Origin of the sequence: Enterobacter ludwigii (assembly GCF_001750725.1) — a bacterium.
In the GTDB taxonomy this organism is placed as follows: Bacteria; Pseudomonadota; Gammaproteobacteria; order Enterobacterales; family Enterobacteriaceae; genus Enterobacter; species Enterobacter ludwigii.
The window spans coordinates 3,485,755-3,508,704 of the sequence record NZ_CP017279.1 but is presented as its reverse complement, the minus strand read 5'-3'; the positions used below and the strand labels follow the sequence as shown (position 1 = coordinate 3,508,704).

Annotated in this window: 23 protein-coding genes and 3 tRNA genes; 12 read left to right on the top strand and 14 right to left on the bottom strand. The window is 55.2% G+C overall.

The genetic code is table 11. From position 1 onward, the window contains the following. Positions 1–16: 16 nt before the first annotated feature. Both tsaE and nnr read right to left on the bottom strand, forming a co-directional pair. Positions 17–478 carry a tRNA (adenosine(37)-N6)-threonylcarbamoyltransferase complex ATPase subunit type 1 TsaE gene (gene tsaE, locus BH714_RS16520; protein WP_020882947.1) on the bottom strand — a complete coding sequence of 154 codons (462 nt, stop codon included), beginning with the start codon at positions 476–478 and terminating at the stop codon, positions 17–19. Beyond that, a complete protein-coding gene (gene nnr / locus BH714_RS16515; RefSeq protein ID WP_040018457.1) occupies positions 471–1,994 on the bottom strand; it encodes a bifunctional ADP-dependent NAD(P)H-hydrate dehydratase/NAD(P)H-hydrate epimerase in 1,524 nt (507 codons plus the stop codon). Before nnr ends, tsaE begins: the two co-directional genes overlap by 8 nt. On the opposite strand from nnr, the gene queG reads away from it, so the two are divergent. Next, positions 1,993–3,132, top strand: a complete 1,140-nt coding sequence (queG, locus tag BH714_RS16510) for a tRNA epoxyqueuosine(34) reductase QueG (protein WP_040018456.1) — start codon at positions 1,993–1,995, stop codon at positions 3,130–3,132. The genes nnr and queG overlap by 2 nt on opposite strands. A gap of 269 nt (positions 3,133–3,401) precedes the next feature. Here queG and BH714_RS16505 read toward each other — a convergent pair. The 4 genes from BH714_RS16505 to orn form a co-directional block, all read right to left on the bottom strand. After that, positions 3,402–3,477, bottom strand: a tRNA-Gly gene (locus BH714_RS16505). A gap of 36 nt (positions 3,478–3,513) precedes the next feature. Continuing rightward, positions 3,514–3,589 (bottom strand) — tRNA-Gly (locus tag BH714_RS16500). Between the two features lie 36 nt (positions 3,590–3,625). Further along, a tRNA-Gly gene (locus BH714_RS16495) sits at positions 3,626–3,701 on the bottom strand. Positions 3,702–3,916: 215 nt separating this feature from the next. Continuing rightward, entirely contained in the window at positions 3,917–4,462 is a 546-nt protein-coding gene (gene orn, locus BH714_RS16490; RefSeq protein ID WP_013095280.1) for an oligoribonuclease, read from the bottom strand. Between the two features lie 107 nt (positions 4,463–4,569). Between orn and rsgA the strand changes: the two genes are divergently transcribed. The 3 genes from rsgA (at position 4,570) to mscM (ending at position 10,031) form a co-directional block, all read left to right on the top strand. Beyond that, positions 4,570–5,622, top strand: a complete 1,053-nt coding sequence (gene rsgA / locus BH714_RS16485; RefSeq protein WP_020882951.1) for a small ribosomal subunit biogenesis GTPase RsgA — start codon at positions 4,570–4,572, stop codon at positions 5,620–5,622. Between the two features lie 97 nt (positions 5,623–5,719). Then, on the top strand, positions 5,720–6,688 hold the full coding sequence (gene asd / locus BH714_RS16480) for an archaetidylserine decarboxylase (RefSeq protein WP_020882952.1): 969 nt from the start codon (positions 5,720–5,722) through the stop codon (positions 6,686–6,688). Positions 6,689–6,707: 19 nt separating this feature from the next. Further along, entirely contained in the window at positions 6,708–10,031 is a 3,324-nt protein-coding gene (gene mscM, locus BH714_RS16475; protein ID WP_025206261.1) for a miniconductance mechanosensitive channel MscM, read from the top strand. A gap of 39 nt (positions 10,032–10,070) precedes the next feature. On the opposite strand, the gene yjeM is transcribed toward mscM, so the two are convergent. Together yjeM and epmA are read right to left on the bottom strand one after the other, a co-directional pair. Beyond that, positions 10,071–11,570, bottom strand: a complete 1,500-nt coding sequence (gene yjeM, locus BH714_RS16470) for a glutamate/gamma-aminobutyrate family transporter YjeM (protein WP_040018454.1) — start codon at positions 11,568–11,570, stop codon at positions 10,071–10,073. Positions 11,571–11,770: 200 nt separating this feature from the next. Next, a complete protein-coding gene (gene epmA / locus BH714_RS16465) occupies positions 11,771–12,748 on the bottom strand; it encodes an elongation factor P--(R)-beta-lysine ligase (protein WP_020882955.1) in 978 nt (325 codons plus the stop codon). 310 nt (positions 12,749–13,058) lie between these two features. Here epmA and frdA point away from each other — a divergent pair, with 310 nt between their 5' ends. From frdA to frdD, 4 genes are read left to right on the top strand one after another with little or no spacing between them, the layout of a single operon-like run. Then, complete coding sequence (frdA, locus tag BH714_RS16460) at positions 13,059–14,849, top strand: fumarate reductase (quinol) flavoprotein subunit (RefSeq protein ID WP_040018452.1); 1,791 nt, start codon at positions 13,059–13,061, stop codon at positions 14,847–14,849. Then, positions 14,842–15,576 (top strand): fumarate reductase iron-sulfur protein, encoded by a 735-nt coding sequence (gene frdB / locus BH714_RS16455; RefSeq protein ID WP_020882957.1) that lies wholly within the window; start codon positions 14,842–14,844, stop codon positions 15,574–15,576. Before frdA ends, frdB begins: the two co-directional genes overlap by 8 nt. Positions 15,577–15,586: 10 nt before the next feature. Next, positions 15,587–15,982, top strand: coding sequence for a fumarate reductase subunit FrdC (gene frdC, locus BH714_RS16450; protein ID WP_040018451.1), 396 nt, complete (start codon positions 15,587–15,589; stop codon positions 15,980–15,982). Between the two features lie 10 nt (positions 15,983–15,992). Further along, positions 15,993–16,352 carry a fumarate reductase subunit FrdD gene (frdD, locus tag BH714_RS16445; protein WP_020882959.1) on the top strand — a complete coding sequence of 120 codons (360 nt, stop codon included), beginning with the start codon at positions 15,993–15,995 and terminating at the stop codon, positions 16,350–16,352. A gap of 29 nt (positions 16,353–16,381) precedes the next feature. Here frdD and ampR read toward each other — a convergent pair whose 3' ends face one another. Beyond that, entirely contained in the window at positions 16,382–17,257 is an 876-nt protein-coding gene (gene ampR / locus BH714_RS16440; RefSeq protein ID WP_040018449.1) for a LysR family transcriptional regulator AmpR, read from the bottom strand. Positions 17,258–17,389: 132 nt separating this feature from the next. Here ampR and blaACT point away from each other — a divergent pair, with 132 nt between their 5' ends. Beyond that, positions 17,390–18,535 (top strand): ACT family cephalosporin-hydrolyzing class C beta-lactamase, encoded by a 1,146-nt coding sequence (gene blaACT / locus BH714_RS16435; RefSeq protein ID WP_040018448.1) that lies wholly within the window; start codon positions 17,390–17,392, stop codon positions 18,533–18,535. A gap of 98 nt (positions 18,536–18,633) precedes the next feature. Beyond that, positions 18,634–19,164, top strand: a complete 531-nt coding sequence (locus BH714_RS16430) for a lipocalin family protein (RefSeq protein WP_014168292.1) — start codon at positions 18,634–18,636, stop codon at positions 19,162–19,164. Here the strand turns inward: BH714_RS16430 and sugE are convergent. Then, on the bottom strand, positions 19,161–19,478 hold the full coding sequence (sugE, locus tag BH714_RS16425; RefSeq protein WP_014168291.1) for a quaternary ammonium compound efflux SMR transporter SugE: 318 nt from the start codon (positions 19,476–19,478) through the stop codon (positions 19,161–19,163). The two genes, BH714_RS16430 and sugE, sit on opposite strands and share 4 nt — an antisense overlap. A gap of 262 nt (positions 19,479–19,740) precedes the next feature. Here sugE and BH714_RS16420 point away from each other — a divergent pair, with 262 nt between their 5' ends. Then, positions 19,741–20,340 carry a LuxR C-terminal-related transcriptional regulator gene (locus BH714_RS16420; RefSeq protein WP_040018447.1) on the top strand — a complete coding sequence of 200 codons (600 nt, stop codon included), beginning with the start codon at positions 19,741–19,743 and terminating at the stop codon, positions 20,338–20,340. Between the two features lie 38 nt (positions 20,341–20,378). Here BH714_RS16420 and ecnB read toward each other — a convergent pair whose 3' ends face one another. The 3 genes from ecnB to efp form a co-directional block, all read right to left on the bottom strand. Next, complete coding sequence (gene ecnB, locus BH714_RS16415) at positions 20,379–20,525, bottom strand: lipoprotein toxin entericidin B (protein WP_014168289.1); 147 nt, start codon at positions 20,523–20,525, stop codon at positions 20,379–20,381. A gap of 108 nt (positions 20,526–20,633) precedes the next feature. Next, positions 20,634–20,765: an entericidin A/B family lipoprotein gene (locus BH714_RS16410; RefSeq protein WP_025206267.1), complete on the bottom strand. Its 132-nt coding sequence runs from the start codon at positions 20,763–20,765 to the stop codon at positions 20,634–20,636. A gap of 58 nt (positions 20,766–20,823) precedes the next feature. Then, positions 20,824–21,390, bottom strand: a complete 567-nt coding sequence (efp, locus tag BH714_RS16405) for an elongation factor P (protein ID WP_014882207.1) — start codon at positions 21,388–21,390, stop codon at positions 20,824–20,826. 40 nt (positions 21,391–21,430) lie between these two features. Between efp and epmB the strand changes: the two genes are divergently transcribed. Then, a complete protein-coding gene (gene epmB, locus BH714_RS16400; protein WP_040018445.1) occupies positions 21,431–22,459 on the top strand; it encodes an EF-P beta-lysylation protein EpmB in 1,029 nt (342 codons plus the stop codon). 63 nt (positions 22,460–22,522) lie between these two features. On the opposite strand, the gene BH714_RS16395 is transcribed toward epmB, so the two are convergent. Continuing rightward, positions 22,523–22,876 carry a DUF4156 domain-containing protein gene (locus BH714_RS16395; RefSeq protein WP_020882965.1) on the bottom strand — a complete coding sequence of 118 codons (354 nt, stop codon included), beginning with the start codon at positions 22,874–22,876 and terminating at the stop codon, positions 22,523–22,525. Positions 22,877–22,950 lie beyond the last annotated feature (74 nt).

The following is a 22,950-nucleotide window of genomic DNA, read 5'->3' as shown; positions in this document are numbered from 1 at the left end:
CCCGTCATCCCTACGCTTAACCGGCCAGACGCGCCAGTAAGGAACTACCTGATGAGGAAACAGCACTGATGCGTGCCTCACGCCCTTGTGCCTGGTAATCTAAGTGAATTTCGACATCCGGGTCAGGCAACACACCCGCACCTTGTTGCGGCCACTCCACCAGGCAGATGGCATCATTGGCAAAATAATCACGGATCCCCATAAATTCCAGCTCCTCGGGATCCGCAAGGCGGTATAAATCAAAGTGGTACACCATGAGATTTTCAAGGGTGTACGGTTCTACCAGCGTGTAGGTTGGGCTTTTCACATTGCCTTTATGGCCTAACGCCTGCAGAAAACCCCGGCTGAAGGTGGTTTTACCCGCACCTAAATCACCATACAGATAAATGACGGTTGCCCCCTGACAGGCCTGTGCCACGCGTTTGCCAAGATCTAAAGTGGCTTGTTCATCAGGTAAAGAAATCGCTCGATTAGTCATTTTCTACGTCAATCACATCCGGGTTAACAACACGCCGTAGCGTGCAAAAAAGATCGGTGGCCAGCATTCCGCGTGTACCGTAACGTGCCGCCAGCTTATCCGCCGCGACACCATGGGCCACACAGCCAGCGCAGGCTGCATCATAAAGGGGAAGTTTCTGTCCAAGCAATGCGCCAATGATGCCGGAAAGCACATCGCCCATTCCGCCGCTCGCCATGCCCGCATTTCCGGCATCGACAATGCCCAGTGCCTCGTCGCTGGCGACAACGGTTCCTGCCCCTTTCAGAACGGCAACACCTCCGTAACGTTTTACCAGACGCCGGGCAGAAAGTAAGCGATCGCTTTCAATTTCTGCCACGCTGCAGTTAAGCAGGCGCGCGGCTTCGCCGGGGTGCGGCGTCAGAATGCGATTGTGACGCTTATCAGGATTGATTGCCAGAAGGTTCAGCGCGTCGGCATCCCACAGCATCGGTTTACGAAAATTCTCGACCTTCTGCAGGGCCTGTTTCCCCCAGGCCTGCTGCCCAAGCCCCGGGCCAATGACCACGACATCCGCCCATTCGAGACTCTCTTCAAGCGACTGCGGCGTCAATTCATGCACCATCAGCTCCGGACGGGCCGTAATAATTGGCGCACTATTTTCGATGCGCGTCAGCACCCGCACTAAACCGGCACCACAACGCAATGCCGCTTCCCCCGTCATGCGGATAGCCCCCGCCGTGCCGTGGTCACCTCCAATGATCACCAGCCTGCCGTGATCGCCTTTATGGGACGTCGGGCGGCGCGGCGGTAGCCACTGTGCCAGCAGCGAAGCATCAACGCGCGAAACGTGGGTTTCCTGTCCGGCAAGCCAGCTCTCCAGCCCCAGTGCGTTATGGTGCAACGTTCCCGTGACATCCCGCGCTTTACCGGTAAGCAGCCCCGGTTTCAGGGCGATAAAGGCAACGGTGTGCGCGGCCTGAATCACCGCGCCCGGCGTCGTGCCGGTTTGCGCCATCAGGCCAGAAGGTATATCCAGGGCCACCACCGGCGCGCTGTGGGCATTGGCACGTGCAATCAGGGTGGCAACCGGGTCGCGCGGCGCACTGCGTAGTCCGGTGCCCAGCAGGCCATCAATAATCACATCAATCTCTTCCGGCCAGACGATATCGGTGGCATGAATAACACCGCCCGCGTTCAGCCAGGCTTCCCGCGCCGCACTGGCCTCTTCTGGCAGCGGTTTATCGCTCTCCAGCGCCAGCAACGTCACGTGGATCCCGGCGGCAACCGCCAGTCGGGCGACGACATAACCGTCACCGCCGTTATTGCCGTGTCCGCATAAAATCAGCCAATGCGACGATTCAGGGTAAGCCGTGCGGGTAACGTTAAACGCCGCTTCGCCCGCGCGTTGCATCAGTTCATACAGGGTAATGCCGAGGCTGTCTGCGGCCTCTTTTTCGGCGTGCCGGAGGTCATCCGCATGCCAGATGGAATGTGGTATACTTTCGGGGTTTTTCTTCACAGTATGGTCCGTCATGTCACAGCCCCTCGATCTCAATGAATTAGCGCAAAAAATTAAACAGTGGGGTGCTGAGCTTGGCTTCCAGAAGGTGGGTATCACCGATACCGACCTTTCCGCCAGCGAGCCGAAACTGCAGGCATGGCTGGATAAACAATACCATGGCGAAATGGAGTGGATGGCGCGTCATGGCATGATGCGTGCCCGCCCACACGAGCTGTTACCCGGTACATTACGCGTCATCAGCGTACGCATGAACTACCTGCCCGCCAACGCGGCGTTTGCTCGCACGTTAAAAAATCCCGCTCTCGGTTACGTCAGCCGGTACGCCCTGGGCCGTGATTACCATAAGCTTCTGCGTAACCGTTTAAAAAAACTTGGGGAAACTATTCAGCAGCACTGTGTGTCGCTGAATTTTAGACCGTTTGTAGACTCTGCGCCTGTTCTTGAGCGCCCGATAGCAGAAAAAGCCGGGCTTGGCTGGACAGGTAAGCACTCACTTATCCTTAGCCGAGACGCCGGATCGTTCTTTTTCCTCGGTGAACTGCTCATAGATTTGCCGCTGCCGGTAGATGGTCCGGTAGAGGAAGGTTGCGGGCGCTGCGTGGCCTGCATGACCATTTGCCCGACGGGTGCCATCGTTGAGCCTTATACGGTGGATGCGCGCCGCTGCATCTCCTATCTCACCATTGAACTCGAAGGGGCGATACCGGAAGAATTCCGTCCGCTTATCGGGAACCGTATCTACGGCTGCGATGACTGCCAGCTGATCTGCCCCTGGAATCGTTACTCGCAGCTTACGGATGAAGACGATTTCAGTCCTCGTAAAGCGCTTCATGCGCCTCAGCTTATCGAGCTCTTCGCCTGGAGTGAGGCCTGGTTCCTGAAAGTCACCGAAGGATCCGCCATTCGGCGTATTGGGCATCTGCGCTGGTTACGAAATGTCGCCGTTGCGCTGGGTAATGCGCCCTGGGATGAAGCCACTATTCAGGCGCTCGAAAGTCGCAGAGGTGAGCACCCACTTCTTGATGAACACATAGAATGGGCGATTGCGCAGCAAATCGAGAAGCGCAATGCCTGCGTTGTCGAGGTGCAACTGCCGAAGAAACAACGGCTGGTGAGAGTGATTGAAAAAGGGCTTGTACGGGATGCTTGATATATTCACAGCCTGTGAATAAAAATAAAAACTCAAGCGCCATCGGGGCTGGCAATGAGGTCAAGTGATCTAAATAACATTTTGAAATGAAATTTACTTCATTAAATTCAGTACGTTACGAAGATATTATTCACCCTGCTAATTTTCTTCTGGTCTGTAACTGAGTAGGGCTTCTGTGGATAACTCTGTTCACAAGAGTATTTCAGATGCAATAGAAAACGTCCCCAACGAAGCATTCCGCTGTGGATAATCTGGAGATGATAAGAATTTGGAGCGGGAAACGAGACTCGAACTCGCGACCCCGACCTTGGCAAGGTCGTGCTCTACCAACTGAGCTATTCCCGCTTGGGTGGTCCGTGCTGTGGAAGCACTTTCAAATTTTGGAGCGGGAAACGAGACTCGAACTCGCGACCCCGACCTTGGCAAGGTCGTGCTCTACCAACTGAGCTATTCCCGCTTGGGTGGTCTGTGCTTTAGAAGCACCTTCAAATTTTGGAGCGGGAAACGAGACTCGAACTCGCGACCCCGACCTTGGCAAGGTCGTGCTCTACCAACTGAGCTATTCCCGCAAATTTGCACTGCTTTTGTTGCTGTCGTAACGTGTATTTCTCTGTCGTTACGGGAGGCGCATTATACGAGAAATCCGTTTAGCTGCAACCCCCCTAAAAGCGTTTTTTGTGAAATTCAGTTCAAGTGATGGAATATTCATCGCTTTGCACGTTTTTACACCATTCATGCGTTCTGTAGGCCGGGTAACGCGCAACGCCCCCGGCAACCGCCTGAATTACAGCTTAATAAAGTTCTCGCGATAATACGCCAGTTCGGCCACGGACTCACGGATATCGTCCATGGCCTGATGCGTTCCCTGCTTTTTAAAGCCATCCAGGATTTCCGGTTTCCAGCGACGCGCCAGCTCTTTCAGGGTGCTCACATCCAAATAGCGGTAATGGAAGTAAGACTCCAGCTCCGGCATGTACTTAAACAGAAAACGGCGATCCTGACCGATGCTGTTACCACAGATAGGTGATTTGCCCGCCGGAACCCACTGTTTCAGAAACTCAAGCGTTGCCAGCTCCGCCTCGCGATCGCCCATGGTGCTGGCCTTAACGCGCTCCACCAGCCCGCTCCCCGTATGGGTGCGCACGTTCCACTCATCCATTAACGCAAGCTGGTCGTCGGACTGATGAACCGCGATAGTCGGCCCTTCCGCCAGAATATTCAGGTTGGCATCGGTCACCAGGGTTGCAATCTCAATAATGCGATCGCGCTCGGGATCCAGCCCGGTCATTTCAAGATCGATCCAAATCAGGTTGTTTTCATCCGCGCTCATGTTATTTTCCACCCTTCTCGCATAACCGGCTGTAGCAGGTTAACTAGTATTAATTAGAGTGTATCATAGAGGTTTTGCCCCTTACGGGCGACCAGGAGCCAGCGCGATTGAGTAAAAATAAACTCTCCAAAGGGCAGCAGCGCCGTGTGAATGCCAATCACCAGCGCCGTCTTAAAACCACTTCGGAGAAGGTCGATTACGACGACAACCTGTTTGGCGAACCGATGGAAGGCATCGTCATCAGCCGTTTCGGTATGCACGCCGACGTGGAATCCGCCAACGGTGAGATTCACCGCTGCAACATCCGCCGGACGATTCGTTCTCTGGTGACCGGCGATCGCGTGGTCTGGCGCCCGGGTAAAGAAGCGGCGGAAGGCGTCACGGTAAAAGGCATCGTTGAGGCGGTCCACGCGCGTACGTCGGTACTGACCCGTCCCGATTTCTACGACGGGGTTAAACCTATCGCAGCCAACATTAACCAGATCGTTATCGTCTCGGCGATTTTGCCCGAACTTTCGCTCAATATTATCGACCGATACCTTGTCGCCTGTGAAACGCTGCAGGTTGAACCGATCATCGTACTCAACAAAATCGATCTGCTCGATGAAGACGGTATGAACTTCGTCAACGAGCAGATGGATATCTACCGTAACATCGGGTATCGCGTTCTGATGGTTTCCAGCTATACCAAAGATGGTCTGAAACCGCTTGAAGAGGCGCTTACCGATCGCATCAGCATCTTTGCGGGACAGTCCGGTGTGGGCAAATCGAGCCTGCTGAACAACCTTCTCGGCCTCCAGCAAGAGATCGTGACCAACGATGTGTCTGATGTTTCTGGCCTGGGCCAGCACACCACAACCGCGTCACGCCTGTATCACTTCCCGCACGGCGGTGATGTCATTGACTCCCCGGGCGTGCGTGAATTCGGTTTGTGGCACCTTGAGCCGGAACAAATCTTCAACGGATTTGTCGAATTCCATGATTATTTAGGTGCTTGCAAATACCGCGACTGTAAACATGACAATGACCCGGGCTGCGCTATCCGTGAAGCGGTCGAGAAAGGCGAAATAGCGGAGACCCGCTTTGAAAACTACCACCGCATTCTCGAGAGCATGGATCAGGTAAAAACGCGTAAAAACTTTTCTGATTCTGATAACTGACAACTAAGCTAAGCATCGCTAAAATCGTCCCCTTTTTTCAGGTTCCGGCGCTTTGCGGCCGGATCAGGAACGACAAAACAATGGCCTGGAGGCTACCTTGTTAAACTCATTTAAACTTTCGCTTCAATACATTCTGCCGAAACTGTGGCTCACTCGCCTGGCGGGCTGGGGCGCGAGCAAACGAGCGGGCTGGCTGACCAAACTGGTCATCGACCTTTTCGTAAAATATTACAAGGTCGACATGAAAGAGGCGCAGAAGCCGGATACCGCCAGCTACCGCACCTTCAACGAGTTTTTCGTCCGCCCACTGCGCGACGACGTGCGCCCGCTGAATACGGACCCTAACGTGCTGGTGATGCCTGCAGATGGCGTGATTAGCCAACTGGGTCACATCGAAGACGACAAAATCCTGCAGGCGAAAGGTCATAACTACAGCCTGGAAGCGTTGCTGGCAGGTAACTACCTGATGGCGGATCTGTTCCGTAACGGGACCTTCGCGACCACCTATCTCTCACCGCGCGACTATCACCGCGTGCACATGCCGTGCAACGGCATCCTGCGTGAAATGATCTACGTTCCGGGCGATCTGTTCTCCGTGAACCACCTCACGGCGCAGAACGTACCTAACCTGTTCGCCCGTAACGAACGCGTCATCTGCCTGTTTGATACTGAATTCGGCCCTATGGCGCAGATTCTGGTGGGCGCGACCATTGTCGGCAGCATTGAAACCGTCTGGGCTGGCACCATCACCCCACCACGTGAAGGCGTGATCAAGCGCTGGACCTGGCCTGCCGGTGAAGAAGAAGGCTCTGTCGCCCTGCTGAAAGGTCAGGAGATGGGTCGCTTCAAGCTGGGCTCAACCGTTATCAACCTGTTTGCACCGGGTAAAGTTAAGCTGGCCGAACAGCTTGAAAGCCTGTCGGTCACCAAACTGGGTCAGCCGCTGGCCGTCTCTACCGAAACCTTCGTAACGCCGGTGGCAGAACCTGCACCGTTGTCCCAAGAAGAGATCGACGCCGAGCACGACGCCAGCCCGCTGGTTGACGACAAAAAAGACGAAGGCTAATAACAGAAGGATCGCTGACGTGCGCCCGATTATCGTTCTACTGATGGCCTGGTGCCTCAGCATGGGGGCGTACGCAGCGACAGCCCCCGACGCAAAACAGATAACCCAGGAACTGGAGCAGGCAAAAGCGGCAAAACCCGCTCAGCCAGAGACCGTTGAGTCGCTCCAGTCCGCCCTGAACGCGCTCGCGGAGCGAAAAGGCTCCCTTGAGCGTGCGCAGCAATATCAGCAGGTTATCGACAACTTCCCCAAACTCTCGCAAACGCTGCGCTCGCAGCTCAGTAATCTGCGTGATGAACCGCGCGATATACCGGCGGACATGTCTTCTGATGCGCTGAATCAGGAGATCCTCCAGGTCAGCAGCCAGCTTCTGGAAAAGAGCCGTCTGGCTCAGCAGGAGCAGGAGCGGGCGCGTGAAATTGCCGACTCGCTCAGCCAGCTTCCCCAGCAGCAAACCGATGCCCGCCGCCAGCTTAATGAAGTTGAGCGTCGCGTTGGCACGCAAAGCGGCAACACGCCGCAAGCGCAGGCGCAGAATCTGGGGCTGCAGGCCGAATCTGCTCGCCTCAAAGCCCTTGTCGATGAACTGGAGCTGGCGCAGCTGTCCGCCAATAACCGCCAGGAGCTGTCGCGGATGCGCTCTGAGCTGGCGCAGAAGCAGAGCGAACAGCTGGATGCATATCTGCAGGCCCTGCGTAATCAGCTTAACAGCCAGCGACAGCGCGAAGCCGAGCGTGCGCTTGAAAGCACCGAACTGCTGGCGGAAAACAGCGCGAACCTGCCCAGCGGCATCGTTGAGCAGTTTAAGGTCAACCGCGAGCTCTCTGCGGCGCTGAACCAACAGGCGCAGCGTATGGATCTGGTGGCCTCGCAACAGCGTCAGGCTACCAATCAAACCCTGCAGGTCCGCCAGGCGCTTAACACGTTGCGTGAGCAGTCCCAATGGCTAGGGTCATCAAACCTGCTGGGTGAAGCGTTACGCGCGCAGGTCTCACGCCTGCCGGAAATGCCCAAACCGCAGCAGCTGGATACCGAAATGGCTCAGCTGCGCGTGCAGCGACTGCACTTTGAGGATCTGCTCAACAAACAGCCGCAAATCCGCCAGATCCGTCAGGCTGACGGACAGCCGCTGACCAGCGAGCAGAACCGCATTCTGGAAGCCCAGTTGCGTACCCAGCGTGAACTGCTGAACTCCCTGCTCCAGGGCGGGGATACGCTGATTCTGGAACTGACCAAGCTGAAGGTCTCTAATAGCCAACTGGAAGATGCGCTGAAAGAGGTGAATGAGGCAACGCACCGTTATCTCTTCTGGACCTCCGACGTGCGGCCGATGACCTTCTCGTGGCCGATTGAGATTGTTCAGGATCTGCGCCGCCTTATTTCGCTGGATACCTTCAGCCAGCTGGGCCAGGCCAGCGTGATGATGCTCACCAGTAAAGAGACCATTTTCCCGCTGCTGGCCGCACTGATTCTGGTGGGCTTCAGCATTTACTCACGCCGGTATTTCACCCGATTCCTGGAACGCTCCAGCGCCCGGGTGGGGAAAGTTACGCAGGATCACTTCTGGCTGACGTTACGCACCGTCTTCTGGTCGATTCTCGTCGCCTCACCGCTACCGGTCCTGTGGATGACGCTTGGATATGGCCTGCGGGAAGCCTGGCCCTACCCGCTCGCGGTGGCCATTGGCGATGGCGTCACTGCCACGGTGCCACTGCTGTGGGTGGTAATGATTTGCGCCACGTTCGCGCGGCCCAACGGTTTGTTCATCGCTCACTTCGGCTGGCCGCGTAATCGCGTTGCACGCGCCATGCGTTACTACCTGATGAGCATCGGACTGATTGTGCCGCTGATTATGGCGCTGATCATGTTCGATAAACTCAACGACCGGGAATTCTCAGGGTCGCTGGGCCGCCTCTGCTTTATGCTGATATGCGGGGCGCTGGCAATTGTCACGCTCAGCCTGAAACGCGCCGGTATCCCGCTCTATCTGGATAAATCCGGTAACGGCGACAACATGTTCAACCGGCTGCTCTGGAACCTGCTGCTGAGCGCACCGCTGATTGCCATGCTGGCAGCGACGGTGGGTTACCTGGCGACCGCCAAGGCGCTGCTGGCGAGGCTTGAAACCTCGGTGGCGATTTGGTTCCTGCTTCTGGTGGTGTATCACGTGATACGCCGCTGGATGCTGATCCAGCGCCGCCGCCTGGCGTTCGACCGTGCCAAGCACCGGCGGGCAGAGATCCTCGCCCAGCGTGCGCGTGGCGAGGAAGAGCCAAACCATGTCAACAGCACAGAAGGCACGACGGAAGCTGACGAAGTCGAGCTGGATCTGGATGCCATCAGTACCCAATCCCTGCGACTGGTACGCTCCATCCTGATGCTGATTGCCCTGCTGTCGGTGATCTTCCTGTGGTCGGAAATTCACTCCGCGTTTGGCTTCCTGGAAAACATCTCTCTGTGGGACGTAACGTCCACGGTACAAGGTGTGGAGAGCCTGGAGCCGATTACCTTAGGCGCGGTGTTGATTGCCATTCTGGTGTTGATCATCACCACCCAACTGGTGCGTAACTTCCCGGCGCTGCTGGAGCTGGCCCTGCTGCAGCATCTCGATTTAACCCCGGGGACGGGATACGCAATTACCACCATCACCAAATATCTGATCATGCTGTTTGGCGGGCTGGTCGGCTTCTCAATGATTGGCATTGAATGGTCGAAACTGCAGTGGCTGGTGGCGGCACTTGGTGTGGGGTTAGGGTTTGGCTTACAGGAGATCTTCGCCAACTTTATCTCTGGCCTGATTATTCTGTTCGAAAAACCGATTCGTATTGGCGATACGGTAACGATCCGCGACTTGACCGGCAGCATCACCAGGATCAACACGCGCGCCACCACGATCAGCGACTGGGACCGTAAAGAGATCATCGTGCCGAACAAGGCGTTTATTACCGAGCAGTTTATCAACTGGTCGCTGTCAGACTCCGTCACGCGTGTGGTGCTGACGGTACCTGCGCCGTCGGATGCCAACAGCGAAGAGGTCACTCAGATCCTCTACACCGCCGCGGAGCGCTGTTCATTTGTGATCGACAACCCGGCGCCGGAAGTGTTCCTGGTGGATTTACAACAGGGGATCCAGATTTTCGAACTGCGTATTTACGCCGCCGAAATGGGACACCGTATGCCACTGCGTCATGAGATCCACCAGCTGATTCTGGCAGGGTTCCGTGAGCACGGCATTGATATGCCGTTCCCACCGTTCCAGATGCGTCTGGAAAGCCTGGACGGGCGTAAAACGGGAAGAACGTTAACGTCAGCGGCGCGCACACGCCCGGCAGGAAGTCTGTAACCCTTCTCCCCTCCCTTCCGGGAGGGGAATGTTTAACCGCTACGCCACTTCCGTCAGCAACGCCACAGAACGTCGGCGGTAATTCTCATAAATCCCCATCGCCAGCAGTGAGAAGAAGACTGGGCCGCCCACCATCCACAGTGCGCTACTCCAGTCATTCGCCTCAATCACCGGCTGAATAACGGTAAAGATGTTGGCGAATGCCACTACCAGCACCACCACCGTGGTTGCCAGCAGCGTGGCGGCGCGCGTTTTGAAAATCACAAACGGACGCTCAAGATCCTGCTTCGCCTTAAAGAACGGGAAGGCCAGGCTCAGAAAGAGATAAGGCAGCGTCATCGACACGTTCGCCATCAGGGTCAGCTTGTTATAAAACGCTGACGCGGTATCCCCACCAAACGACACCAGCAAAATGAACACGCTGACCAGCAGGCACTGCATCCACATGGCGTTGGCGGGCATACCTGCGGTATTCAGTTGCGTCATGCGTGCAGGCCACAGCGCTTTTGGCGTGCCCTGAATTATCGCTTTCAACGGAGAGTAAATCAGCGTGAAAAACGCGCCGGTATAGGCAAGGAACATGGACAAGCCGGTGATGCGTGCAAACCAGACGCCCATCGTTGCCGCCGCTTCCGGTGTCAGATTCATCGCTTGTCCCAGCGTCATCCCCAGGCTTTTCATCAGCACATAGGTAATGTTGCCCAGGTTAGTGGTGTTGTTGCTGAGTACCTGCTGCCAGTTGGTGCTGACGCCCCAGAGGAAAATTGCCAGTGAATAACCAATGGAGATAACTATCGCGGCAAAAATAATGCCTTTCGCAAAGTTCTTTTCCGGGTTCTCGGTCTTGTCGACCAGACCGCCCACCGCCTCAATACCGCCGTACGCAAAAATGGCAAACACCACAAAGGAGAGCATAGCGAGCCCGGACTGATAGCTCGGGTTGGGCGAGGAAACGAAGTTCACCTCCTGAGCGAAATGTCCGCCGTTCAGGCACAGAATGGCAATGCTGACCACCAGCAGCACCAGATTCAGGCACATCACCGAGATCCCGCCCACGGCGGTAATGCGGGCAATTTTGTTGATGCCCTTAGACGCCACCAGCGTTACAACCACCATCCAGCAGACGGCCAGAATCCCGACCACCTGCGTGGAGCTCAGACCGGCCAAAGACCAGACCTGAGTGTGATCGCTACCGAAAACAAACGTCGAAAACGGTACCCAGACCTTGGCCGCCGTACTGACCATCCAGACCACATACGAGGAGAACCACATAAACGTGCCGATAAACGCGTAGCGCGGGCCGATGCTGTTGTTCATCCAGGAATAGATCCCGCCCTCTTCTTTGCGGTAGGCCGCCCCCATTTCCGCCATCATCAGCGCAAACGGTATGAAGAAAAACAGGGCCGAGACGATGTAGAACGGCGTTGCGCTGTAGCCCATCAGATAGAAAGCCGACGGGCTGTTGGCAAAGCCAAAGACGGAGGTAAAAATCATCAGGATGAGCCCGGTGAGGGTCATCTTTTTAAGTGACTGGGACATAGCGCCATCCAAAGGAAGTTAAACTGCGCGGATGGTAGCAGAAGACCAGACTAATATTGTGGCTATTAGGGGCAAATTAAGAAAAAGACCTGCGTACAGAGAATGTGGCAGTTTTTAATGTTGTCGTGCGGAAATGGAAAGGTTAATTGACATCAGAGGTGAGCCGGGTAAGCGACAGCGCTACCCGGCAATGCGATGCGTTATGCGCGATCGACCGTAAACGCGATCACTTCGCCCAGCTGTTCTGCACCCAGCGCCAGCATCACCAGACGATCAACGCCCAGCGCCACGCCGGAGCAGTCCGGCAGGCCCGCCTTCAATGCTTCCAGCAGATGGGTATCAATCGGCTGCTGCGGCAGACCACGTGCCGCGCGCTTGCGGTTATCCTGCTCAAAACGCTGCTGCTGTTCGCGTGCGTCGGTCAGTTCGTGGAAGCCGTTCGCCAGCTCGATACCTTTGTAATAGACCTCAAAACGCTCCGCCACGCGGTGATCTTCGGTGCTGATCTGCGCCAGCGAAGCCTGGCTTGCCGGGAAGTGATATACAAACGTCGGCCGGTCTTTGCCAATTTGCGGTTCAACGCCAAAGGTGAAGAGCAGTTGCAGCAGCGTGTCGCGGTCTTCTTCGGTATCTGCCACGTTGCTCAGATCCAGTTTTGCCGCCACTTCGCGCAGCTGCGCTTTATCCGCAGAGAGCGGATCAATTTCCAGGTAACGCTGGAAAACCTGCTGATAAGAGAGCGTTTCCGCTTCTGAGCACTCCAGCACCTGCTGCAGCAGATCGTCCACCTCGTTCATCAGGCGGTACATATCATAATGCGGACGGTACCACTCCAGCATGGTGAATTCCGGATTGTGGTGACGCCCCATCTCTTCATTACGGAAACTGCGGCACAGCTGATAGACCGGGCCACACCCTGCCGCCAGCAGGCGTTTCATGTGGTATTCCGGACTGGTCATCAGATACAAATTCATGCCCTGTGAGTGGCCAGGACCAACAAAACGGGTTTCAAACGGGACCAGATGAATATCCGTTACCGTTGCCTGACTCATGCACGGGGTTTCCACCTCAAGGACGCCGCGGTCGGCAAAGAAGCGGCGGATCTCCGCCATAATTGCAGCGCGTTTTAGCAGGTTGGGGATGGATGCGCTCGGCTGCCAGGTGGCCGTTTCGCTCATGAGTTTTTCTCCGATTTCAGACAAGGGCACGAAGTCTACTCGTTACCAGGGACGGAGACAAATTTTGCGCAGTAAAAAAGCGCATTTCATTTAGGCGAACAATTGCGCGACGAAATTCATTACTCACCGCGATAAATCGCCGCACAGAACAGCAAAAAAATCGAACACGTCAAATTTCCCTGACATACACGCGGTTATACTGCTTTACCCATAAAGGAGCAGTGGAAACGCTTTCGCAATCGTCCTTTTGGACGGGTGAACTACCTTTAGTTTATCGCGTTGCGAAATAACAAAAATCTGGAGGAATGTCGTGCAAACTTTTCAAGCCGATCTTGCCGTTATAGGCGCTGGCGGGGCTGGATTACGTGCTGCGATTGCTGCAGCACAAGCTAATCCCAACGCTAAAATCGCATTGATTTCAAAAGTCTATCCGATGCGCAGCCATACGGTTGCCGCAGAAGGAGGATCCGCCGCCGTTGCGCAGGATCATGACAGCTTCGAATACCATTTCCACGACACGGTTGCAGGGGGCGACTGGCTTTGCGAGCAGGATGTCGTTGACTACTTTGTACACCATTGTCCTACGGAGATGACCCAGCTTGAACAGTGGGGATGTCCGTGGAGCCGTCGTCCGGACGGCAGCGTCAACGTTCGCCGCTTCGGCGGGATGAAGATCGAACGCACCTGGTTCGCCGCCGATAAAACCGGCTTCCACATGTTGCACACCCTGTTCCAGACCTCCCTTCAGTTCCCACAGATTCAGCGCTTTGACGAACATTTCGTCCTCGACATTCTGGTTGATGATGGTCAGGCGCGCGGTCTGGTGGCGATGAACATGATGGAAGGCACCCTCGTCCAGATCCGCGCCAACGCAGTGGTAATGGCTACCGGCGGTGCGGGGCGTGTTTACCGCTACAACACCAACGGCGGTATCGTCACCGGTGACGGCATGGGCATGGCGCTTAGCCACGGCGTGCCGCTGCGGGATATGGAGTTCGTGCAGTATCACCCTACTGGCCTGCCGGGCTCCGGCATTCTGATGACGGAAGGCTGCCGTGGTGAAGGCGGGATCCTGGTCAATAAAAATGGCTACCGCTATCTGCAGGATTACGGCATGGGCCCGGAAACCCCGCTCGGCGAGCCGAAAAACAAATACATGGAACTGGGCCCGCGCGACAAAGTATCTCAGGCCTTCTGGCACGAGTGGCGCAAAGGCAACACCATCTCCACGCCACGCGGCGATGTGGTCTACCTCGACCTGCGTCATCTTGGCGAGAAGAAACTGCTGGAACGTCTGCCGTTCATTTGCGAACTGGCAAAAGCCTACGTTGGCGTCGATCCGGTGAAAGAGCCGATTCCGGTACGTCCAACGGCCCACTACACCATGGGCGGTATCGAAACCGATCAGCAGTGCGAAACCCGCATTAAAGGGCTGTTTGCCGTGGGCGAGTGCTCCTCTGTCGGCCTGCACGGTGCTAACCGTCTGGGGTCAAACTCACTGGCGGAGCTGGTGGTCTTTGGCCGCATGGCGGGCGAACGCGCGATGGAGCGTGCTGCCACCGCCGGCGAGGCGAACAGCGCGGCGCTGGATGCCCAGGTCGTTGACGTCGAAAAACGGCTGAAGAGCCTGGTGAACCAGGAAGGAAATGAAAACTGGTCGAAAATCCGCGACGAGATGGGCCTGTCGATGGAAGAAGGCTGCGGTATCTACCGTACCCCTGAACTGATGCAAAAAACCGTGGATAAGCTGGCAGAGCTGCAGGAGCGCTTCAAGCGCGTGCGCATTACCGATACCTCCAGCGTGTTCAACACAGACCTGCTCTATACCATCGAGTTGGGTCACGGCCTGAACGTGGCGGAATGTATGGCGCACTCTGCGCTGGCACGTAAAGAGTCACGCGGCGCGCATCAGCGTCTTGATGAAGGCTGCACCGAACGTGATGACGTCAATTTCCTGAAACACACTCTCGCCTGGCGCGATGCGGATGGCACCACCCGTCTGGACTACAGCGACGTGAAAATCACGACGTTGCCACCGGCTAAACGCGTGTATGGCGCAGAAGCAGAAGCCGCCGAGAAGAAGGAGAAGGCGAATGGCTGAGATGCAGAAACTGAAAATCGAAGTGGTGCGCTACAATCCGGAAGTGGACACCGCACCGCACAGCGCATTCTATGAAGTCCCTTATGACGAGCAAACCTCTCTGCTGGATGCGCTCGGCTATATCAAAGATAACCTTGCGCCGGACCTGAGCTACCGCTGGTCGTGCCGTATGGCAATCTGCGGCTCCTGCGGCATGATGGTCAACAAGGTGCCGAAACTGGCCTGTAAAACTTTCCTGCGTGAATACACCAAAGGCATCAAAGTAGAAGCGTTGGGTAACTTCCCGATTGAACGCGATCTGGTGGTCGATATGACCCACTTTATCGAAAGTCTGGAAGCGATTAAGCCGTACATCATCGGCAATCCACGTACGCCGGATCAGGGGACGAACACCCAGACGCCAGCTCAGATGGCGAAATACCATCAGTTCTCCGGCTGCATCAACTGTGGTCTGTGCTACGCCGCGTGTCCACAGTTTGGCCTGAATCCAGAGTTTATTGGCCCGGCGGCCATTACCCTGGCGCACCGCTATAACGAGGACAGCCGCGACCACGGTAAAAAAGAACGTATGGCGCAGCTTAACAGCCAGAACGGCGTCTGGAGCTGTACTTTTGTGGGCTACTGCTCCGAAGTCTGTCCGAAGCACGTCGACCCGGCCGCCGCTATTCAGCAGGGTAAAGTGGAAAGCTCGAAAGACTTTCTTATCGCCACCCTGAAACCACGCTAAGGAGTGCATAATGACGACTAAACGCAAAGCCTACGTGCGGCCAATGCCGTCCACCTGGTGGAAGAAACTGCCGTTTTATCGCTTCTATATGCTGCGTGAAGGCACCGCGGTGCCGGCGGTCTGGTTCAGCCTGGAGCTGATGTACGGCGTTTATGCCCTCAAACATGGCCCTGAAACCTGGGCCAGCTTTGTCGGCTTCCTGCAAAACCCCATCATCGTGATCCTGAACCTGATTGTGCTCGCGGCAGCGCTGCTTCATACCAAAACCTGGTTTGAACTGGCGCCAAAAGCGGCGAACATCATCATTAAAGACGAGAAAATGGGGCCAGAGCCTGTCATTAAAGGGCTATGGGGAGTGACGACCCTCGTCACTGTGGTCATTCTGTTTGTCGCACTGTTCTGGTAAGGAGACTACTGTGATTAATCCAAATCCAAAACGTTCTGACGAGCCGGTCTTCTGGGGACTGTTTGGCGCAGGGGGGATGTGGAGCGCCATCATCGCGCCGGTCATCATCCTGCTGGTCGGTATTATGCTGCCACTGGGGCTGTTTCCGGGCGATGCGCTGGGTTACGAGCGAGTACTGGCCTTTGCCAGCAGCTTTATTGGCCGTGTGTTCATCTTCCTGATGATCGTCCTGCCGCTGTGGTGTGGCCTGCACCGTATTCACCACGCGATGCATGACCTGAAAATCCATGTCCCGAGCGGGAAATGGGTGTTCTACGGTCTGGCAACCATCCTGACGGTGGTTACGCTGATTGCCGTGGTTACTATCTGATACATCAGGCCCGCATCCCGGCGGGCCTGTCATTTCTGCATTTTCCCCACCAGCCACTGTGCAAACTCACGCATTGCAGGGGTTTCTGTCCGTGACTGCAATCGGGTTAACCAGTAACTGCCCAGCTCAATCTGTGTCGCAAACGGCTGAATGATACGTTCGCTGTTCAGCAGATGAGTGAACATACTCACAGGCGCGATAGCAATTCCCACGCCGGCCTGCGCGGCTTCCAGCATGGTAACGGATGAATCAAACACCATCACCCGATGCGTTGGTGACGGCGGGAGTTCGCCCGCGGCCTGCATCCACGCCGACCATTCGTCGCGTCGGTAGGAGCGCAGCAGCGTAAATTTTAGTATGTCCGCCGGTGCTTGTAGCCCGACGGCAATTTCAGGCGTGCACAGCGGAGCCAGCGGCGCAGAACACAGAAACGTCGCTTCAGTGCCATGCCACGCCCCTCCACCGTAGCGGATCGTGTAATCAAGCCCTTCGGCGGCCGGATCGACTCGGTTATTATGGGTCGAAAGATGCAGATCGATATGCGGATAGCGGCGACGGAAATCATCCAGCTGCGCGAACAACACCCCGGTCGCAAAAGTCCCCACCACGCCAATTTTAAGCTTCTCCAGCGCGCGATGACTGGCAAAGCGATCCAGCATGCCGGCGATACGATCAAACGAATCGTTCAGCACCGGCAGCAGATTCTCGCCCTCTGTCGTCAGCATCAATCCGCGCGAAACCCGGACAAACAGCTGACAGTTCAGATGCTGTTCCAGCGTCTTAACGTGCTGACTGATGGCTGAATGGGTGACATTCAGCTCAATGGCAGCATTAGTAAAACTGAGGTGCCTTGCAGCGGCTTCGAAGGCACGAAGCGAATTAAGCGGTAAATAGCTGCGTGTCATCGACCCATCCGTTAGAAAAATTAACAGCTAATGCTAAATTTAACCGTTTGTCAGCCACAGTCAAATCCAACAGACTGGGTATGTCTGACGGGCCCAGACACTCCCTTGACTCGCTATTACGGAAGATAACTGATGATGAAAAAATCCCTGTGCTGCGCCCTGCTGCTCAGCATCTCCTGCGCTACATTAGCCGCACCTCTGTCAGAAACACAGCTGGCGAAGGTCGTGGAACGTACCGTTACGCCCCTGATGAAAGCGCAGTCTATTCCGGGTATGGCGGTCGCCGTGATCTATCAGGGCCAGCCGCACTACTTCACCTTCGGCAAGGCCGATGTCGCCGCGAACACACCCGTCACTGCACAAACGCTGTTTGAGCTGGGCTCAATCAGCAAAACCTTCACCGGCGTTCTGGGTGGCGATGCTATTGCTCGCGGTGAAATGTCGCTGGGCGATCCGGTGACCAAATACTGGCCTGAACTGACCGGCAAACAGTGGCAGGGCGTTCGCATGCTGGACCTGGCAACCTATACTGCCGGTGGCCTGCCGTTACAGGTGCCCGATGAGGTTACCGATAATGCCTCGCTGCTGCGTTTTTACCAGTCCTGGCAACCACAGTGGGCGCCAGGAACCACGCGTCTTTATGCGAATGCCAGCATCGGTCTGTTTGGGGCTCTGGCAGTGAAACCTTCTGGCATGCGCTTTGAGCAGGCGATGACGGAGCGGGTCCTGAAGCCGCTTAACCTGAACCATACGTGGATTAACGTTCCGAAGGCAGAAGAACAGCATTACGCCTGGGGTTATCGTGACGGTAAAGCGGTTCACGTTTCGCCGGGCATGCTCGATGCCGAAGCATATGGCGTGAAAACCAACGTGAAGGATATGGCGAGCTGGGTGGTGGCTAACATGGCCCCCGATGGGGTACAGGATGCCTCACTGAAGCAGGGCATGGTGCTTGCACAGTCTCGCTACTGGCGCACAGGCTCGATGTACCAGGGCCTGGGCTGGGAGATGCTCAACTGGCCGGTAGAAGCCAAAACCGTGGTGGAGGGCAGCGACAACAAGGTAGCGCTTGCACCGTTGCCCGTGGCAGAAGTGAACCCTCCGGCTCCACCGGTAAAAGCGTCATGGGTACATAAAACAGGCTCGACGGGCGGATTTGGCAGCTACGTGGCATTTATTCCTGAGAAGGAACTCGGCATCGTTATGCTGGCGAACAAGAGCTACCCGAACCCGGCACGCGTGGAAGCGGCATACCGTATTCTGAGCGCTCTGCAGTAAAATCTTGCCGGGTGATGCTGATGCCCACCCGGCCTGCAAAATTCCCGCATTTTCCTTGCTGTCATCTACACTTAACAAAAAACAGTAAGGAAACTCCTATGCGCATTTTGCCTGTTATCGCCGCAGTGACAGCCGCGTTTTTAGTGGTTGCCTGCAGCTCCCCTACTCCCCCTCCCGGCGTCACCGTTGTCAGCAATTTCGACGCACAACGTTTTCTTGGAACATGGTATGAAATTGCGCGCCTTGACCACCGTTTTGAACGGGGTTTAGAGAAGGTCACAGCAAATTACAGCCCGATGGATGACGGCGGTATTCAGGTTATCAATCGGGGCTATAATCCGGACCGTGAAATGTGGCAGCAGTCGATTGGACAAGCGTACTTTACCGGCGACCCGCGACGGGCCGCGCTCAAAGTCTCCTTCTTCGGCCCGTTCTATGGCGGATATAACGTGATCGCGCTCGACAGAGAGTACCGTCACGCGCTGGTCTGCGGGCCGGATCGCAACTATCTGTGGATCCTCTCTCGCACCCCAACCCTTTCACCTGAGATGAAACAGCAGATGCTGGACGTCGCGACCCGGCAAGGGTTTGATGTGTCGAAACTCATCTGGGTAGAACAACCCCATTAATGGGTGCTGAGCTTCAACCCAATAATACCGGCCACAATCAGGGCGAGGCTGGCGATACGCGCCAGACTCGCTGACTCCCCCAACAGCAGGATCCCCGTGATGGCTGCCCCCACGGCGCCAATTCCCGTCCAGACGGCATACGCTGTCCCCACCGGTAAAGAACGCATCGCCCACGAGAGCAAAACGATACTCACAATCATCGCGGTGATGGTAATAACGCTGGGTGTCAGGCGGGTAAAACCGTGGGTGTACTTCAGACCTATCGCCCATACAACTTCGAGCAGGCCAGCAATAACAAGAATGATCCAGGACATTTCAGGCTCCTTAACTTAAATGCAAGTTGGGGCCGTCCCCGATGAAGGAAGCGCTTACGGGTCGTCCCGCAAGGCAAAGATTACGCCTCATATTTTGGTTAGCGTGCGATTTTTTTTCAATCCTTTTGTGCTGAACATGTTAAGGCAAGAAATAGCCGCAGTATGCCGCGCAGTTCAGGCATTTATCACTCATCCGACTTCTCTATGATGATGTGCTTTCTGATGGCAGGAAGCCAAACCACTAGCCGACTGCGAATATAATATGTTCAAAATTCTTTTGATTGACCGTTGTCACTTCACCCGCACCGGGTTTGAAGCATGGCTCAATCATTCCGGTTTATTTCCGGAAAACGTCGTTGTGACCGGCCTGAATAATCTTTTCCTCGCCAGAGAGCACATTCTGCAATGGAAACCGACGCTGGTTATTGCTGACCTGCATGGGTTCAGACAAGATGTACATCCCTTTCAGTCCCTCTCATCTTTGCTGAACGCCAGCGAAAGAGTGCCCTTTATTTTGCTGCAATCGGGTGAGGATAGTGAAATGACCGCCTGGCTGAAGCAATTCCCGGTCTGGTCATCGCTGTTGAAAAATGCCCGTCTTGAACAACTGGGGACAGTTATCCAAGACGCACTAATTTCGCACGCGAACAGTGAAAAGCCAAAGGTAACCGCGCCTTTGCTGACGCGCCAGGAGGAGAAAGTGCTGACGTTGTGGATGGAGGGTGCCAGCAATCAGAAAATTGCGGCTCACCTGAGTATTAACGGTAAAACGGTCTATACCTATAAACGGAATATCCGCATGAAATTGCATATGGATACGCGTTATTCACCGTTTTTATCCCTGCAGGAATCAGAAAGCTGACGGTACGAAACCCGTCTGGTTCCGTACCGTTTATTCAATTACTGCTGTGCTTTACTTGCCGCACCAGAGATTGCGCTACCACCTTCAGAAATATCCTGACCAACGCCACGCGTGGTATTACAGGCTGTTAATACTGAAGAAAGTACCAGGACTGAAAAGATCGCTGCAATTGTCTTCTTAACCATAATATCTTCCTTTTATAGCCAAAGTTGTTTTGTGTATAGCAACTTAAGAATAGACAATATCCCGTCGTTTGACGGAAAAGGACGCATTTTTAGGAAAATTAGACGGGGTTAACTGGCCGCGTGAGAAATGATATGGCCGAGATCCTGGATATCTTCCCCCATTCCACGCGTGGTGTTACAGCCGGAAAGCAACGCGCTGGACAGCGCTAACAGAAGCAGAATTTTAACGGTACGGTTCATCATCCCTGCCTGCAAAAAACAGGCGCAGCGGGCGCTGCGCCTTCAGTCTTGACGTAAATTACTTCACGCGAGATACGTATTCGCCGGAGCGGGTATCTACTTTGATCACTTCACCAGTCTGTACAAACAGTGGAACTTTAACCACTGCACCGGTGGACAGGGTAGCTGGCTTGCCGCCAGTACCTGCGGTATCACCTTTCAGACCTGGGTCGGTTTCAACGATTTCCAGCTCTACGAAGTTTGGTGGGGTAACAGCGATAGGCTGGCCGTTCCACAGGGTCACGATGCACTCAGCCTGGTCCAGCAGCCATTTTTCGCTATCGCCAATCGCTTTAGCATCCGCAGACAGCTGCTCGAACGTTTCGTTGTTCATGAAGTGCCAGAACTCACCGTCGTTGTACAGGTAAGTCAGGTTCATATCGACAACATCAGCGCCTTCAGCGGAGTCAGTAGACTTGAAGGTTTTCTCAACACGGGTACCGGTCAGCAGGCGACGCAGCTTAACGCGCGCGAATGCCTGGCCTTTACCTGGTTTAACGAATTCGCTGGCTTCAACCGCGTACGGTTCGCCGTCCATCATGATTTTAAGACCAGCACGAAAATCGTTGCTATAGTACGTTGCCATAAGGCCCTCTAAATTTGTTAACTGGTAGCTAAGCCACAAAATGGCGCATATTGTAACCCTAAACACCCCGTCCAGAGAAGATTGGTTATCGCAACTTGCCGATGTAATCACCAGTCCTGATGAATTGCTGCGTCTGTTAGACCTCGATCAGCACCCAGAGTTGCTTGCAGGCCGCGAGGCTAAGCGACTTTTTGCCCTGCGTGTTCCCCGCGCGTTTGTTGCCCGTATGGAGAAAGGAAACCCTGACGATCCATTATTAAAACAAACGCTTACTACGCAGGAAGAGTTTATATCGGCGCCAGGATACAGCACCGATCCTCTGGAAGAGCAGAACAGTGTGGTACCGGGTTTACTGCACAAATATCTCAACCGTGCTCTTCTGCTGGTGAAAGGCGGCTGCGCGGTAAACTGCCGTTATTGTTTCCGTCGCCACTTCCCGTATGCCGAAAATCAGGGTAATAAACGCAACTGGCAGGTCGCCCTGGACTATATCGCCGCCCATCCGGAACTGGATGAGATCATTTTTTCAGGTGGCGATCCGCTGATGGCAAAAGATCATGAGCTGGACTGGCTGTTGACCCAGCTTGAAGCCATTCCACACATTAAGCGTTTGCGCATCCACAGCCGTTTACCGATTGTTATTCCGGCACGTATTACGGACGGTCTGGTATCTCGCCTTGAGCAGTCTCGTTTACAGGTTCTGCTGGTGAACCATATCAACCATGCGAATGAAATCGACGAGGCATTCCGTGCGGCGATGGCGCGTCTGCGCAAAGCGGGTGTGACGCTGTTGAACCAGAGCGTGTTGCTGCGCGGTGTGAATGATAATGCCCGGGTTCTGGCGGAGCTCAGTAATGCGTTATTCGATGCGGGCGTGATGCCCTACTACCTGCACGTACTGGATCGTGTGCAAGGCGCGGCGCATTTCATGGTCACGGATGATGAGGCCCGGCAGATTATGCGCGAACTGTTAACGCTGGTTTCAGGCTATATGGTGCCGAAGCTGGCGCGAGAGATTGGCGGTGAGCCGAGTAAGACGCCGCTGGATTTGCAACTGCGGCAACAATAATGGCAGGTGGCGCTACGCTTATCCGCCCGGTGGGGTTGGGCGCAGCGCCATCAGCAATGTAGATCAGTTAGGGCACTTATAGACCTGGCCATTCATCTGGCTGGCCGTTGGCACGAAGCTGGACAACATCCCTTGCGACGGGCTGCTCACACCATAAATCACGTTGCCACCCATCTCTGCAGCCTGGTTACGCAGCGCGTTAGCGGCACCGCGCATAGATCCACCTTCTTCACCATGCTGACCCGACATCCAGTTGCTTTGCTCACCGGTTGCCGTGCCTAAAAACTGGCACTCGTTACCCGGCTTATCTTCAACAAAGCGAACGCCCTGACCTGCAGCAGACAGCTCATTGCTGGAGCTACAACCCGCCAGCAGCAATGCTGCTCCTACGATCCCTGCACAGACTTTTACGCGCATGTTATTCCTCGTTTTCAATAAGCTGGACAGCAGATGTTGTCCGTGTGTAAACCTTATACTAAAAAGATGACCAA

Excerpts from the sequence above, each read along its gene's own strand:
- sugE (WP_014168291.1), bottom strand. The coding sequence starts at position 19,478 with ATGTCCTGGATCATTCTTGTTATTGCTGGCCTGCTCGAAGTTGTATGG.
- blaACT (WP_040018448.1), top strand. The coding sequence starts at position 17,390 with ATGATGAAAAAATCCCTGTGCTGCGCCCTGCTGCTCAGCATCTCCTGC.
- ampR (WP_040018449.1), bottom strand. The coding sequence starts at position 17,257 with ATGACACGCAGCTATTTACCGCTTAATTCGCTTCGTGCCTTCGAAGCC.
- nnr (WP_040018457.1), bottom strand. The coding sequence starts at position 1,994 with ATGACGGACCATACTGTGAAGAAAAACCCCGAAAGTATACCACATTCC.
- BH714_RS16395 (WP_020882965.1), bottom strand. The coding sequence starts at position 22,876 with ATGCGCGTAAAAGTCTGTGCAGGGATCGTAGGAGCAGCATTGCTGCTG.
- BH714_RS16430 (WP_014168292.1), top strand. The coding sequence starts at position 18,634 with ATGCGCATTTTGCCTGTTATCGCCGCAGTGACAGCCGCGTTTTTAGTG.
- BH714_RS16410 (WP_025206267.1), bottom strand. The coding sequence starts at position 20,765 with ATGAACCGTACCGTTAAAATTCTGCTTCTGTTAGCGCTGTCCAGCGCG.
- BH714_RS16420 (WP_040018447.1), top strand. The coding sequence starts at position 19,741 with ATGTTCAAAATTCTTTTGATTGACCGTTGTCACTTCACCCGCACCGGG.
- ecnB (WP_014168289.1), bottom strand. The coding sequence starts at position 20,525 with ATGGTTAAGAAGACAATTGCAGCGATCTTTTCAGTCCTGGTACTTTCT.
- epmB (WP_040018445.1), top strand. The coding sequence starts at position 21,431 with ATGGCGCATATTGTAACCCTAAACACCCCGTCCAGAGAAGATTGGTTA.
- epmA (WP_020882955.1), bottom strand. The coding sequence starts at position 12,748 with ATGAGCGAAACGGCCACCTGGCAGCCGAGCGCATCCATCCCCAACCTG.
- tsaE (WP_020882947.1), bottom strand. The coding sequence starts at position 478 with ATGACTAATCGAGCGATTTCTTTACCTGATGAACAAGCCACTTTAGAT.
- yjeM (WP_040018454.1), bottom strand. The coding sequence starts at position 11,570 with ATGTCCCAGTCACTTAAAAAGATGACCCTCACCGGGCTCATCCTGATG.
- frdC (WP_040018451.1), top strand. The coding sequence starts at position 15,587 with ATGACGACTAAACGCAAAGCCTACGTGCGGCCAATGCCGTCCACCTGG.
- efp (WP_014882207.1), bottom strand. The coding sequence starts at position 21,390 with ATGGCAACGTACTATAGCAACGATTTTCGTGCTGGTCTTAAAATCATG.
- orn (WP_013095280.1), bottom strand. The coding sequence starts at position 4,462 with ATGAGCGCGGATGAAAACAACCTGATTTGGATCGATCTTGAAATGACC.
- frdB (WP_020882957.1), top strand. The coding sequence starts at position 14,842 with ATGGCTGAGATGCAGAAACTGAAAATCGAAGTGGTGCGCTACAATCCG.
- queG (WP_040018456.1), top strand. The coding sequence starts at position 1,993 with ATGTCACAGCCCCTCGATCTCAATGAATTAGCGCAAAAAATTAAACAG.